Origin of the sequence: Streptomyces mutomycini (assembly GCF_001700505.1) — a bacterium.
GTDB classification, from domain to species: Bacteria; Actinomycetota; Actinomycetes; order Streptomycetales; family Streptomycetaceae; genus Streptomyces; species Streptomyces mutomycini.
This window is the reverse complement of record NZ_MAPV01000043.1, coordinates 54,582-69,176: the sequence shown is the minus strand read 5'-3', so window position 1 is coordinate 69,176 and position 14,595 is coordinate 54,582. Positions and strand designations below refer to the sequence as shown.

The 14,595-nt window shown below is 71.8% G+C and carries 7 protein-coding genes; 4 read left to right on the top strand and 3 right to left on the bottom strand.

What is annotated here, in order from left to right; genetic code table 11:
• On the bottom strand, positions 1 to 917 hold a 917-nt coding region (locus tag BFF76_RS07110), incomplete at its 3' end, for a L,D-transpeptidase family protein (RefSeq protein WP_065847661.1).
• A 155-nt stretch (positions 918 to 1,072) separates the two neighbouring features.
• Between BFF76_RS07110 and glgX the strand changes: the two genes are divergently transcribed.
• From glgX to BFF76_RS07090, 4 genes are all read left to right on the top strand, one after another.
• Positions 1,073 to 3,307 carry a glycogen debranching protein GlgX gene (gene glgX / locus BFF76_RS07105; protein WP_065847657.1) on the top strand — a complete coding sequence of 745 codons (2,235 nt, stop codon included), beginning with the start codon at positions 1,073 to 1,075 and terminating at the stop codon, positions 3,305 to 3,307.
• A 222-nt stretch (positions 3,308 to 3,529) separates the two neighbouring features.
• Positions 3,530 to 5,332: an ABC transporter ATP-binding protein gene (locus BFF76_RS07100; RefSeq protein ID WP_065847655.1), complete on the top strand. Its 1,803-nt coding sequence runs from the start codon at positions 3,530 to 3,532 to the stop codon at positions 5,330 to 5,332.
• Positions 5,329 to 7,200: an ABC transporter ATP-binding protein gene (locus BFF76_RS07095; RefSeq protein ID WP_065847653.1), complete on the top strand. Its 1,872-nt coding sequence runs from the start codon at positions 5,329 to 5,331 to the stop codon at positions 7,198 to 7,200. Before BFF76_RS07100 ends, BFF76_RS07095 begins: the two co-directional genes overlap by 4 nt.
• Before the next feature lie 545 nt (positions 7,201 to 7,745).
• Positions 7,746 to 9,788: a M4 family metallopeptidase gene (locus BFF76_RS07090; protein WP_065847651.1), complete on the top strand. Its 2,043-nt coding sequence runs from the start codon at positions 7,746 to 7,748 to the stop codon at positions 9,786 to 9,788.
• A 97-nt stretch (positions 9,789 to 9,885) separates the two neighbouring features.
• On the opposite strand, the gene BFF76_RS07085 is transcribed toward BFF76_RS07090, so the two are convergent.
• Positions 9,886 to 11,712: a SpoIIE family protein phosphatase gene (locus tag BFF76_RS07085; protein ID WP_031091562.1), complete on the bottom strand. Its 1,827-nt coding sequence runs from the start codon at positions 11,710 to 11,712 to the stop codon at positions 9,886 to 9,888.
• 177 nt (positions 11,713 to 11,889) lie between these two features.
• The gene (gene glgP / locus BFF76_RS07080; RefSeq protein ID WP_065847649.1) at positions 11,890 to 14,568 is read right to left on the bottom strand and encodes an alpha-glucan family phosphorylase; all 2,679 of its coding nucleotides are present in this window, start codon (positions 14,566 to 14,568) and stop codon (positions 11,890 to 11,892) included.
• Positions 14,569 to 14,595: the final 27 nt, after the last annotated feature.

The window sequence follows — 14,595 nt, the reverse complement described above, 5'->3', positions numbered from 1 at the left end:
TCACCGCCGAAGCCGACGGTGCTGCCGTCCATGCGGGTCACGTCGTGCAGCTCGGAGACCACCATCCTGCCGTTGTACGTGGTCGTCTTCGCCGCTCCCGCGGTGATGGGCACCGTGCTGACCACCTCACCGTCGCGGCGTACCTCCATGGTGTGTGCCCGGGCGTCCACCACGGACGTCTGGGAGCGGCCGACCTCGAAGGTGATCTTCTTCCGCTGGCTGCCGTACACCCCCGGTGAGCCCTCCACATCACGCAGGCCCACGTCGACGGTGACCTCGGTGCCCGGCTTCCAGTAGGCGGCGGGGCGGAAGTCGAGCCGGTCCTTGCCGAACCAGTGGCCGACCACCTCCACCTCGGGTTCCGTGGTGATCCTGATGGCCCTCTCCACCGCGGCACGCCTGGTGACGGGGCGGTTGAAGTCGAAGGAGACGATCATGCCGGTACCCACGGTGGACCGGTTCTCCGGCTTGAAGTAGCCGATGAAACGGTCCTTGGGGACCAGGGTGGTGAACGTCGTGCTGCGGGCCGAGCGGTGGCCGTCGCCGTCGACGGCGACGGCCTCCACGCTGTACTTCCCTGCCAGCCCGAGCCGGTACCCGCTGTCCCGTGGGGCCCACGACCTGCCGTCCTTCGCGATGCTGCCCGGCACCTCCTGGTGTTCCGCGTCCTGGATCCGGGTCACCTTCACCCGTTCGAGCCGCCCGTCGGGGACGGTCACCTCGAGCCGGCTGTCCGCGCCGACGTTCTCCGCGCCGTCCTCGGGGGCGATCCGGATGGCCTCCCCGGGTGAGCGGTCGTCCCCGAAGAACGACGTCGCCTCGGTGCAGCCCGTCAGTACGGCCGGCACGGTGAACAGTCCTGCCCATGTCAGCACGGCGGCCGAACCCGCCCGTGCTCTCTTCGCTACGTGGTTCACGCTCCCCCAACGACGCGGCCGCCCCGGGGAAACGTGAGTGCGGGGCCGCCGGTGGGCAGAACAGAGGGGAGGACACCGCCAGGAAGGGCGCGGCCGGGACGCCGCGCACTCCTTCTGCCGGGTGGCCGCTCCTACGAGCCGCAGGAGGCTGAGAGGTGTCGAGCACAGCCGAGCAGGAGGAAACGCCGCGTACGACGGGACGGGTGACGGCGGCCGGACCGGCCCCGGGAGACGGGGCGGACAAACCACCCGTATGGCCGGGTGCCCCGATGCCGCTGGGCGCCCGCTTCCGGGTCGGGCCGGACGGAGTGGCGGGCACCAATTTCGCCCTCTGGGCGGGCGGCGCCGAGGCCGTCGAGGTCTGCCTCTTCGACGAGCGGGGCACCGAGACCCGGCTCCCGCTCACCGAGCTGACCCACGAGATCTGGCACGGCTTCGTCCCCGGCGTGGGCGCGGGACAGCGCTACGGCTACCGGGTGCACGGCCGCTGGGACCCCTGGACCGGCGCCCGATGGAACGCGGCGAAGCTGCTCCTCGACCCCTACGCCCGCGCGGTGGACGGCTCGTTCGTCCTGCCGCCCGAGGTGTACGGCCATGTGAGGGACTGGCCCGAGCAGCACGTCGCCGACACCGTGCGCGACGACCGGGACTCGGCGCCGTACGTCCCCAAGGCGGTCGTCGTGCACGACGACGACGACTGGGCGGAGGACCGCAGGCCCAAGACCCCGTGGGCGGACTCGGTCATCTACGAACTGCACGTGCGCGGCTTCACCAAGCTCCACCCGGACATCCCGCCCGAGCTGCGCGGCACCTACGCCGGACTCGCCCACCCCGCCGCGATCGGCCACCTCCGGCGCCTCGGGGTGACCGCCGTCGAACTGCTCCCGGTCCACCAGTTCGCCCACGAGGACCACCTGCTGCGGCGCGGGCTGCACAACTACTGGGGCTACAACTCGATCGGCTACTTCGCGCCGCACGCGGACTACGCGGCGAGCGGTACCACCGGCCAGCAGGTCGGCGAGTTCAAGCAGATGGTGCGCGCCCTGCACGACGCCGGGATCGAGGTCATCCTCGACGTGGTCTACAACCACACGGCGGAGGCCGGCGAGCTCGGCCCGATGCTGTCCCTGCGCGGTATCGACAACCGCGGCTACTACCGGCTCCAGCAGGACGCCCGCCGCTACGCGGACTACACCGGCTGCGGCAACACCCTGCACGTGGTGCAGCCGCAGGTCCTCCGGCTGATCACGGACTCGCTCCGCTACTGGGTGACGGAAATGGGTGTCGACGGCTTCCGCTTCGACCTGGCGGCAGCGCTCGCCCGCTCGATGCACGACGTGGACATGCTCTCCCCCTTCCTCGCCGTGATCGCCCAGGACCCGGTATTGCGCCGGGTCAAGCTGATCGCCGAACCGTGGGACGTCGGCAACGGCGGCTACCAGGTGGGAGCCTTCCCGCCGCTGTGGACCGAGTGGAACGACCGCTACCGGGACGCCGTGCGCGACTTCTGGCGCGGTGCACTGCCCGACGTACGCGACATCGGCTACCGGCTCACCGGATCGAGCGATTTGTACGCCTGGGGCGGCAGGCGCCCCTACGCCTCGGTCAACTTCGTCACCGCGCACGACGGTTTCACCCTGCGCGACCTGGTCAGCTACGAACAGAAGCACAACGAGACCAACGGTGAGGGCAACCGCGACGGGACGGACGACAACCGCGCCTGGAACGGCGGGGCCGAGGGCGAGACCGACGACCCGGACGTCAACACCCTGCGCCGCCGGCAGCTGCGCAACCTCCTGACCACACTGCTCCTGTCGACCGGGGTGCCGATGCTGGTGGCGGGCGACGAGATGGGGCGCACGCAGGGCGGCAACAACAACGCCTACTGCCAGGACAACGAGGTCAGCTGGCTGGACTGGTCGCTCCTGGAGGAGCCCCGGTGGCGGGAGCTGACCGAGCTGACCGCACGGGTACTGGCCCTGCGACACCGCCATCCGGTGCTGCGCCGCCGCGCGTTCTTCGCCGGGACCCCACAGGCCCCGGACGGCTTGCGGGACCTTGCGTGGTTCACCTCGCAGGGTACGGAGATGACGGAGGGCGACTGGTACGCCCCGGCGGCGACGCTGGGTCTCTATCTGTCCGGACGCGACATCCCGGGCCGTGACGCCCGGGGCGGGCAGATCACCGACGACAGCTTCCTGGCGGTCCTGCACGCGGACCACAGGCCCTGCGACTTCCTGCTTCCTGGCCCGCCCTGGGCGCAGTCCTACGAACTGGTGCTGGACACCTCACGTGAGGACCAGTCCGCGGCCCCGGGCTCCCTCCACCGGGGCGGTACGGCACTCACGGTGGAGGGGAGGTCGGTGCTGCTGCTGCGGGTGGCGGGGTGAGGGGGCGGGCTCAGCCGAGGATGCCGCCCTCGCGGGTGTCCTCCGGACCCCGTCCACTTCGATGATCGCGCCCGACAGGATTCCGGCGGACGGGCGGCGCCGGTATCCGCCGTCCCGCTCGTAGCGGCGTCAGCCGATCGGTCGACAGGGCACTGCGACCCACCGCGCGTGACCGGAAAACCACGTGAGCGATGTCAGTGGTGAACCTTAGGCTCGCTCCTGATGCCCGGAAAACCTGCAGAGCCCACGGACCGGTCCGCCGTGCGCTCCCTCCTGCGACTGTGGCCCTATGTCAGACCGGTGCGTGCTCGCTGGATCAGCGCGGCCCTCGTGGCGATACTCGCGTCCTGTCTCGCCCTGGTGATCCCGCTGATCCTGAAGTGGATGGTGGACGGCCCCGTCGCGGACCGTGATCCGGGCGGGGTGTGGCTGGGGGCACTCTTCCTGCTGTTGCTGGGGATCGCCGAGGCCGCGCTGTTCGGGCTCCGGCGGTGGCTCGTGGCCCGGCCGCTGGCCGGGGTCGAGGCGTCGATGCGCGCCGACCTCTACCGCCATCTGCAGCGGCTTCCGGTAGCGTTCCACGACCGCTGGCCGTCGGGACAGCTGCTCTCGCGCGGGACCACGGATCTGATGCTGATGCGGATGTTCCTCGCCTTTCCGCTGACGTTCCTGCTGGTCAACGCCACGACGATCCTGGTCGGTTTCGTCATCCTGTTCGCCCAGGACTGGTCACTGGGGCTGGTGCTGCTCGCGCCCGCCGTCCCCCTCATGGTCCTGTGTTCGCTCTTCGAGACGAAGTACGCGCTGGTGGCGCGCAAGGCCCAGGACCAGGTCGGTGATCTGACGACCGTCGTCGAGGAGAGCGTGCTGGGCATCCGTATCGTCAAGGGCTTCGGCCGCAACCGCAGCCAGGCGCTGGCCTTCCGCGCGCTCGCGCAGCGGCTGCGCACCACGGAGCTGGGCAAGGCACGGCTCCTCGCGGGGATCTGGGCGCTCATCACCGCCATTCCCGAGCTGGCGATCGGTGCCGCGCTGGTGCTCGGCACGATCGAGGTCGCCGACGGCGGTCTGTCCGCGGGCACGCTCGTCGCGTTCCTCTCGACGGCTCTCGCGCTGCGCTGGCCGGTCGAGTCGATCGGCTTCCTGCTGGCGATGAGCCAGGAGTCGGCGACGGCCGCCGACCGCTACTTCGAGGTCATGGACGTCGCGGAGGAGCCGGAGCCCGCGCTCCGTGGAGAGCGGGCGGAGGGGAGCGGACAGGGCATCGTCTTCGAAGGGGTGGAGTTCCGCTACCCCGACGCCGAGCCCGGCTCACCGCCCGTCCTGGCCCGGATCGATCTGCGCATCCGTCCGGGCGAGACGATGGCCCTGGTGGGCGCCACGGGTTGTGGCAAGACGACGCTGACGGCGCTCGTCCCCCGCCTCCACGATGTCACCGGCGGCCGCATCCTGCTGGACGGCGAGGACGTCGCAGGCATGGAGAGGTCCCGGCTCCGGGAGCTGGTGTCGGTGGCCTTCGAGGAGCCCACCCTCTTCTCGGCGACCGTCGGGGAGAACGTGCTGATGGGTGCGCAGGGCGCGAGCGGACAGGAGCTGCGCCGGGCCCTGTCGGTCGCCCAGGCCGACTTCGTCCACGAGCTTCCGCAGGGCGTCGACACACAGGTCGGTGAGCAGGGGCTGAGCCTCTCCGGCGGCCAGCGGCAGCGCCTCGCGCTGGCCCGCGCCGTCGTCGGGAGGCCGCGCTTCCTGGTGCTCGACGACCCGCTCTCCGCCCTGGACGTGCACACGGAGACGCTGGTGGAGGCGGCGCTGCGGCGCGTGCTGGAGGAGACGACCGCGGTGGTCGTCGCCCACCGGCCGTCCACGGTGATGCTGGCGGACCGGGTGGCCCTGCTGTCCGAGGGCCGGATCAGCGCCGTCGGCACCCATCAGGAACTGCTGCGCACCAACGCCGAATACGCCTGGCTGATGTCCGGTGCCCACGACACCGGTGTCCTTGTCCCCGAGGAGGGCAGCGCCCGATGACCAGTACGACTGCCGACGGGCCGGCCCTCGCCGGTGAGGACCTGTCCGAGGAGGAGTCCGGCCGGCGGGCCGGCGGGGCGGACCCGTTCGACGCCGACGCCCTGCCCACGCCCCGGGGCGCGACCTGGGCGCTGCTGACCTCCCTGCTCGGGCCCCTGCGGGCCAGGGTGGTCGTGGCCTCCCTCCTGCTGGTCGTCCAGCAGGCCGCGGTGCAGGCGGGGCCGCTGCTCGTCGCGTACGCCATCGACAGCGGTGTGCCCGCGTTCCGTGACCACGACTACGGTCCGCTGGCCGCCGTGGGCATCGGATACGCGGTGTGCTCGGTCGGTGCGGGGCTCCTCCAGTACGCCTTCATCCGGGTGGCCGCGCGGATCAACCAGGACGTGCTGCTCGACCTGCGCGGGCGGATCTTCCGCCATTCGCAGGCGCTGAGTGTGGACTTCCACGAGCGCTACACCTCGGGCCGGCTGATCTCCCGCTCGACGACGGACGTGGAGTCCCTGCGCGAGCTGCTGAGCGAGGGCCTGCAGGAACTCATCGGGGTGGTCCTGTCGTTCGTGGCCATCTCCCTGATGCTGCTCTGGCTGGACCTCGGCATCGGCTCCATCGCCGTGGCCTCCTTCGCCCCGCTGTACCTACTGGTGCGGAGCTACCGGCGGCGGGCGGCCAAGGCCTATTCGGCGCGTTCCTCGGCGATCGCCGCGGTCATCGTGAAGTTCGCCGAGACGATGAACGGGATCCGCCCCGTGCAGGCCTTCCGCAGGGAGCGCGCCAACGACGAGGACTTCGCGGTGTTCAACCGCCGTCACGAGCGGACGAACGGCGACGCGCTGCTGGAGATGGCCCGCTACGTCGTCGGCTCACGGCTCGTCGCCAACACGGCGGTGGCCGCGATGGTGCTGTGGGGAGCCCACCGGGTGGCGTCGGGAACGCTGGCGCTGGGCGTGCTGGCCGCTGCGGTGCTCTATCTGCGACGGCTGTACGACCCGATCGACCGGCTCGGGATGTTCCTCAACTCCTACCAGTCGGCGGCCGCCTCACTGGAGAAGATCGCGGGCCTGCTGGCGCAGACACCCACGGTCCCGGAGCCCGGGGCGCCGAAGGAGCTGCCGGTACTCGCCGGTGAGCACCCGGGCCGGACGGTCACGTTCGACGGGGTGCGGTTCGCCTACCGCACCGGTGGCGAGGTCCTCCCGCGCTTCGGTCTGACGATCCCCGCGGGCCAGACCCTGGCCGTGGTGGGCTCGACGGGCGCGGGCAAGTCGACGCTGGCCAAGCTGCTGGCGCGCTTCTACGACCCGACGGAGGGCCGGGTCCTGCTGGACGGTACCGATCTGCGCGACCTGGCGACGTCCGAGCTGAGGCGGGGTGTGGTGATGGTGACCCAGGAGGCGTTCCTGTTCTCCGGGACGATCGCCGAGAACATCGCGATCGGCCGCCCGGAGGCGACGCGCGAGGAGATCGAGCACGCGGCCAAGGCCATCGGGGCGCACGACTTCATCAGTGCCCTGCCCGACGGGTACGACACGGATGTCCGTAAGCGGGGTGGCCGGATCTCCGCCGGGCAGCGCCAACTCGTGGCCTTCGCTCGCGCGTTGCTCGCGGATCCCGCCGTCCTGATCCTCGACGAGGCCACGAGCTCGCTGGACGTCCCGGGCGAGCGGGCGGTGCAGCGGGCCATGGACACCGTGCTGCACGGGCGGACCGCCGTGGTGATCGCGCACCGTCTGTCGACCGTGGAGATCGCGGACCGGGTCCTGGTGATGGAGAACGGCCGCATCGTGGAGGACGGCGCCCCTGCCGAACTCATCGGCGGCACGGGCCGGTTCGCGGGCCTGCACCGCGCGTGGCGGGAGAGCCTGGCCTGAGGCCCCCGGGCGCGGGCGCCGCACGCGGCCCGGCCTGCGGACCGGGCGCCGTCCCCGCGCCCGGTCCGCAGGCCCCCTCCGGCCCGCACTCGCCGGCCCGGGGGCCCGCGGCGGCCGCCACCCGGCTTGATGCGGCCGCTCCCCGCCGGCGAGCCGGCGAGACCGCACCCACGGGCTGAGCCGCCTGCCGGGCCGGCGTCCGGCACGGATCCGGCCATCCCGGCGCGCCGTCTCAGCCCCTGGTCCCCGTCCGCTTCCCTCTGCGGGCCCCGAATCCGACGGCTACCGATGGAGACCCCTCTCCACCTTGCGCTGTAAGGCAGTTGACCTCCTCGGCGACATACGGGGCCACATGGATGACACACAGTGAAACGTCCGGTTAACGAACACGACCATTCCGGCAACGGACGAGTTCCGGCCAATGTGTTGACGCGGTCCTGACAGGCACATGCTCGCGGTGGCACTCTTCCCCCGTTCCGCGCACCGCCTGCCTTGCCCGGCCGGCTCACCCAGTCGGCCGTCGCCCCCTCGCAGAAGGAGTCCGCGTGAGATCCACGCACAGCCGTCGTGCCACCGCGACCGGCGCTCTGATAGCCGCAGCAGCTCTCCTCGCCGTCGGAATGCAGGGCGGTGCCGCAACGGCCGCCCCCGAAGGCGCCACTGCGGCTCCCGCCGCCGCGGTCAAGGGAGCCGACCCCGGCGCACTCCCCGCGAAGCTCTCCCCCGCCCAGCGTGCCGAACTGCTCCGGGAGGCCAACTCCACCAAGGCGGCCACCGCCAAGGACCTGGGGCTCGGCGCCACGGAGAAGCTCGTGGTCCGCGATGTCGTCAAGGACGTCGACGGCACGACCCACACCCGCTACGAGCGCACGCTCGACGGTCTCCCCGTCCTCGGCGGCGACCTGGTCGTGGCCGAGTCGAAGTCCGGCACGACCCAGGGCGTCACCAAGGCGTCCAAGGCGACCGGCGCCCAGCTGAAGGCGGTCGGCACCAGTGCGGAGGTCGCACCGGCCACCGCCGAGAAGCAGGCGCTCACCGCGGCCCGGGCCGACGGTTCGAAGAGCACCGAGGCGAGCAGGGCGCCGCGCAAGGTCGTCTGGGCGGCGAGCGGGACCCCGCAGCTCGCGTACGAGACCGTCGTCGGCGGCCTCCAGCACGACGGCACCCCGAACGAGCTGCACGTCATCACGGACGCCTCCTCCGGCGCGAAGCTCTTCGAGTGGCAGGCCATCGAGAACGGCACCGGCAACACGCAGTACAGCGGTCAGGTGACCCTGGGGACCTCGGGCTCCGGCAGCTCGTACAACCTGACCGACTCCGCGCGCGGCAACCACAAGACGTACAACCTGAACCGCGGCACGTCCGGCACCGGGACCCTGTTCTCCGGCACCGACGACGTGTGGGGCAACGGCAGCGCGTCCAACACCGAGACGGCGGCCGCGGACGCGCACTACGGCGCCGCGGAGACCTGGGACTTCTACAAGAACGTCATGGGACGCAGCGGCATCAGGGGCGACGGTGTCGGCGCGTACTCCCGCGTCCACTACGGCAACAACTACGTCAACGCCTTCTGGTCGGACAGCTGCTTCTGCATGACCTACGGCGACGGCAGCGGCAACCTCGCTCCGCTGACCTCCCTGGACGTGGCGGCCCACGAGATGACGCACGGCGTCACCTCCAACACCGCCGGTCTCGTCTACAGCGGCGAGTCGGGTGGTCTGAACGAGGCCACCTCGGACATCTTCGCGGCGGGTGTGGAGTTCTACTCCAACACCGCCGCCGACCCGGGTGACTACCTGGTCGGCGAGAAGATCGACATCAACGGCGACGGCACCCCGCTGCGTTACATGGACAAGCCGAGCCAGGACGGCGCGTCCAAGGACTACTGGTACTCGGGCATCGGCTCCGTCGACGTGCACTACTCCTCGGGCCCGGCGAACCACTTCTTCTACCTGCTGTCCGAGGGCAGCGGGGCCAAGACCGTCAACGGGGTGTCCTACAACTCGCCGACGTCCGACGGCCTTCCGGTGACCGGCATCGGCCGGGACAAGGCGCTGCAGATCTGGTTCAAGGCGCTCACCACGAAGTTCACCTCCACCACCAACTACGCCGCGGCCCGCACGGGCACCCTGGCGGTGGCCACCGAGCTGTACGGCGCCTCCAGCGCCGAGTACACCGCGGTCGCCAACGCGTGGGCCGGCATCGCGGTGGGCTCCCGCCCCGGCGGTGGCACCGACCCGGGTGGCAAGGTCTTCCAGAACACGACCGTGAAGGCGCTCGCCGACCGGAGCACCACCAGCATCCCGGTCGTCGTCAGCGGCGTCACCGGCAACGCGCCGAGCACCCTCTCGGTGGCGGTCAACATCAGCCACACCTACCGCGGTGACCTCGTCCTCGACCTGGTGGCACCGGACGGTACGGCGTACCGGCTGAAGAACTCCTCGTCCAGCGACTCCGCGGACAACGTGGTGGCGACCTACACGGTCAACGCCTCGTCCGAGGTGGCCAACGGCACCTGGAACCTCAAGATCCAGGACGCCTACTCCGGCGACACCGGCACCTTCAACAGCGTCAAGCTCACCTTCTGAGCACCGTCCGGGAACGCCGAGCAGGCGTCGGCCCGGAACGCGCACCACTGAACGGGGACGGCCCCGGGGAGTACGCTCCCCGGGGCCGTCGCGTGCGTCAGGGGGCCGAGTCCACGTCCCGGCCGGGGACGTTCTGCTCGGCCCAGACGATCTTGCCGGTGGCCGTGCGGCACGAACCCCACCTGCGGCACAGCAAGTTGATGAGCTGGAGACCCCGGCCGCCCTCGTCGCTGACGTCGGCGTGCTGGATCTGCGGCAGGTCGGGCCCGGTGTCGGCCAGCTCCACCTGGAGCCGCTCGTCGCACAGCAGCCGGAGCCGGCCGGGACCGCCGCCGTAGCGCAGGGCGTTGCCGACCAGTTCGCTGACCACCAGCTCCGTCACGTCGGCGAGTTCGGACAGGTCCCACTGTGCGAGCTGCTCGGTGACGAGCTTGCGGGCGGTGGAGGCGGGATTGCCCTCCGTCGGCAGGTCCCATTCGCGCAACCGCACCTCGGGGGAGAGCACATGGCCCCCCGCGACCAGCAGGACCGCCTCGTCGAACCGGCCGTCGTCCTGCCGGGGAGAGGTGAGCGGGCCGCCGGCGTCGAGCTGCTCGGGCGTCATCGCGGCGACGGAGGCGCGCAGTCCTTCCAGCTGTACGTCCACGTCGTCGGTACGTGTCTTGATCAGGCCGTCGGTGTAGAACACGAGTTGTCCGCCCACCGGGCCGCGGAACCGCAGCGGGTCGTAGGGGATGACCCCGGCGCCCAGCGGCGCTCCGACGGGTACGTCGAGATAGCGGGCGCTCCCGTCGGCTTCCGCCAGCAGCGGCGGCGGATGCCCCGCGCTCGCGATCGTGTAGCTGGAGTCCGCCGGGTCGTAGACCGCGCACAGGCAGGTGGCGACCTGGTCGTCCTCCAGGTCGCGGGTGGCCAGGTCGAGCCGGGCGAGCAGCCGGTCGGGGGCGATGTCCAGCATCATCAGCGTACGGGCGACGGTCCGCAGCCGGCCCATCGTGGCGGCGGCGGGCAGACCGTGGCCGGTGACGTCGCCGACGACCAGCGCCGTACGCCCGCTGGGGAGTGCCACGACGTCGTACCAGTCGCCGCCCACCCCGTGCGCCTCGACCGCCGGCGCGTAGTGGGCGTGCACCCGCAGGCCGGGCGTGTGCGGCGTGACGCGCGGGAGCAGGGAGCGCTGGAGCGAGACGACGTGCTCGCGTTCACGGCCGTAGAGCCGGGCGTTGTCTATGAACACCGCCGCCATGGAGGCGAGTTGTCCCGCAAGCTCCAGGTCGGTGCGGTGGAATGGCGGGCTGTCGCCGGCGCGTACGAAGTCCGCGGAGCCCAGCAGGACGCCTCGGGCGATCAACGGGACGGCCATGTAGCTGTGGACACCCTGACGGCGCATCGCGACCTCGGCGCTCGCCGTCGGTGCGACGCGCGCGAAGTCCTGCGGAGTCATCCGGCTGACCATCACGGGCCGGCCGTTGCGCAGGCACTCGGTGGTCAGGAGTGTCTCGCGGCGCTCCCGGCGGTCGACCACCTCGCCCACCGGTGAGGGTTCGAGTCCCTCCAGCGCGGGGACGGTCCGGACGGCCATGGCCCGGGTGACGGGCACCGCAGTGCCGGTGACGCGCTCGCCCTCCTCGCCGCGCAGCACGGACTCCAGCAGATCGACCGCGGCTGCGTCGGCGAGCCGCGGGACACTGAACGCGGCCAGCTCCTGAGCGGTCCGCTCCAGATCGAGCGTGGTGCCGATCCGGGTACTCGCCTCGTTGAGCCAGCGCATCCGCGCGGCGGTGGTGAAGCCGTCGCCCCGCGGCCGCCCGAGGGGGGCGGGCCGGCGGATGTACAGCTGCCGGCCGGCGCCGTTCTGCACGGCCAGCCGACGGGTCAGGCGTCTCGCTCGGCCTCCGCCGCCGTTCACCGTGCTGACCTCCACTCGCGTCCGCCAGGACGCCTCGCTGTCACGTCGGTGGCCGCAGGATCACACCCGCAGGGCTGTCATGTTAGCGAGATCGGAACGAAAAGCACCTCAGCCGTATACACCGATGGGCCGCGCGGACGCGGAAGTGGGTCCGGCGCGCAGGCACACCGGACCCACCGCGAGCGGCATCCGTCAGCGCAGGAGCACTCCGCCGCCGTCACCCGTGGACGCGTTCGGCACCGCGACCAGGCCGAGTTCGGCACCCGAGGCGAGCAGCGGATGCGCGGGCAGGACGCGCACGGTGTAGCCGTAGGGCCCCGTGCGGTCGAGGGCGAGCGGGCCCTCGTAGAGCCGGCGGTCCTCCAGGTCGTGACCGCCGGCCGGCTTCAGCGGGAACGTCTGGGCCTCCGCGATCGCGTCCCCCGAGTCCACCCGTCCCGCGACCACCTGCACCTCCACGTCCTCCGGGTCGAGACCGCCCAGGGCGATCCGGACCCGGAGCGCCAGGGTGGACCCCAGCTCGGCGGAACCGCCGACGACCGTGTCGGCGGAGGCCTCGACATGGCCGACCGCCACCTGCGGCCAGGCCGCGCGCACCTTGGACTTCCACGCGGCGAGCTCGCGGGCGGCCTTGGGCTCGAGCACCCGCCGGGACTGCGCGGCCGGCGCGTAGAGCCTTTCGACGTACTCACGCACCATGCGGCCCGCGAGGACCTTGGGGCCGAGGGTGGCCAGGGTGCGGCGGACCATCTCGATCCACCGCTCGGGCAGGCCCTCGGCGTTGCGGTCGTAGAAGCGGGGGGCGACCCGGTCCTCGATCAGCGCGTAGAGGGCATTGGCCTCCAGCTCGTCGCGCCGCTCCTCGTCGGTGGCGGAGCCGTCGGCGGTGGGGATCTCCCAGCCGAAGTCCGGCTCGAACCACTCGTCCCACCAGCCGTCGCGCACCGAGAGGTTGAGGCAGCCGTTGAGCGCCGCCTTCATCCCGCTGGTGCCGCAGGCCTCCAGCGGGCGCAGCGGGTTGTTGAGCCAGACGTCGCAGCCCGGGTAGAGCTTCTGCGCCATCCCCATGCCGTAGTCCGGCAGGAAGACGATGCGGTGGCGCACCCGCGGGTCGTCGGAGAAGCGCACCAGCTCCTGGATCAGCCGCTTGCCGCCGTCGTCGGCGGGGTGCGCCTTGCCGGCGACGACGATCTGGATCGGGTGCGTCGGGTGGAGCAGCAGCGCCCGCAGCCGGTCGCGGTCGTGCAGCATGAGCGTCAGCCGCTTGTACGAGGGCACCCGGCGGGCGAAGCCGATGGTCAGCACGTCCGGGTCGAGCACACCGTCGATCCAGCCCAGTTCAGCGGTGCCCGCGCCGCGCCTGCGCCAGGAGGCGTAGAGCCGCCTTCGCACCTCGGTGACCAGCTGTTCGCGGAGCCCCCGGCGCAGCTCCCAGACCTCACGGTCGGGGACGGCGGTCACGGCGTCCCAGCGCCTGGGGGTGCCGGCCGCCCCGCCGTCGGGGCCCGCCTCCAGGCCGACGTCGGCACCGGCGAGGGCGTTCTCGGCGCGTTCGGAACCGAAGGTGCCGGCACCCAGCCGGAGGACCTCGGGCGCGACCCAGGTCGGGGCGTGCACCCCGTTGGTCACCGAGGTGATCGGCACCTCGGAGGGGTCGAACCCCGGCCACAGGCCGGAGAACATCTGCTGGCTGACGGCCCCGTGCAGGGTGGAGACCCCGTTGGCACGCTGAGCGAGCCGCAGCCCCATCACCGCCATGTTGAAGAGGCCGGGCTCGCCGCCTTCGTAGGTCTCCGTCCCGAGGCGCAGGATCTTCTCGACACCGACTCCCGGCAGCTCGCCGTCGTCGCCGAAGTGACGGGCCACGAGCTGGCGGTCGAAACGGTCTATCCCGGCGGGGACCGGAGTGTGCGTGGTGAAGACCGCGCCGGCCCGCACGACCTCCAGGGCGGCGTCGAAGTCCAGGCCCGTCTCGGAGAGTTCCCGGATGCGTTCCAGGCCGAGGAATCCGGCGTGCCCCTCGTTGGTGTGGAACACCTCGGGGGCCGCGTGCCCGGTCAGCCGGCAGTAGGTGCGCACGGCCCGCACACCACCGATCCCGAGCAGCATCTCCTGCAGCAGCCGGTGGTCACTGCCGCCGCCGTAGAGCCGGTCGGTGACATCCCGCTCCCCCGGTGCGTTCTCCTCGACGTCGGAGTCCAGGAGCAGCAGGGGGACACGCCCGACCTGGGCGAGCCATACCGAGGCGTACAGCGAGCGGCCGCCGGGCAGGGCGAGCACCACCCGGCTGGGGGCGCCGTCGGCTTCCCGCAGGAGGGTGAGCGGCAGCTCGTTGGGGTCGAGGACGGGATAGTGCTCCTGCTGCCAGCCGTCCCGGGACAGGCTCTGGCGGAAGTAGCCGTGGCGGTAGAGGAGGCCGACCCCGATGAGCGGCACGCCAAGGTCGCTGGCGGCCTTCAGATGGTCGCCGGCCAGGATGCCGAGCCCGCCCGAGTACTGGGGCAGGGCGGCGGTGACCCCGAATTCGGGGGAGAAGTAGGCGACGGCAGCGGGGAGCTCCGCGCCCTGGGAGAGCTGGTCCTGGTACCACCTCGGGCCGCCGAGGTATTCCCGGAGTCCGTCGGACACCTCGGTGAGGCGGCGCAGGAACTGCTGGTCACCGGCCAGCTCGGTGAGGCGTGCCGCGGAGACGGCGCCCAGCAGACGCACGGGGTCGGCGTCCGCGGGCCGCCAGCCCTCCGGGTCGGCGGCACGGAAGAGCCGCTGGGTCTCGGTGTGCCAGGACCAGCGCAGGTTACGGGCGAGGTCGCTGAGCGGTCGCAGGGGTTCGGGGAGGACGGGGCGCACGGTGAACCGACGAATGGCCTTCACGTATCCCACCTTTACAGGGGACGTACG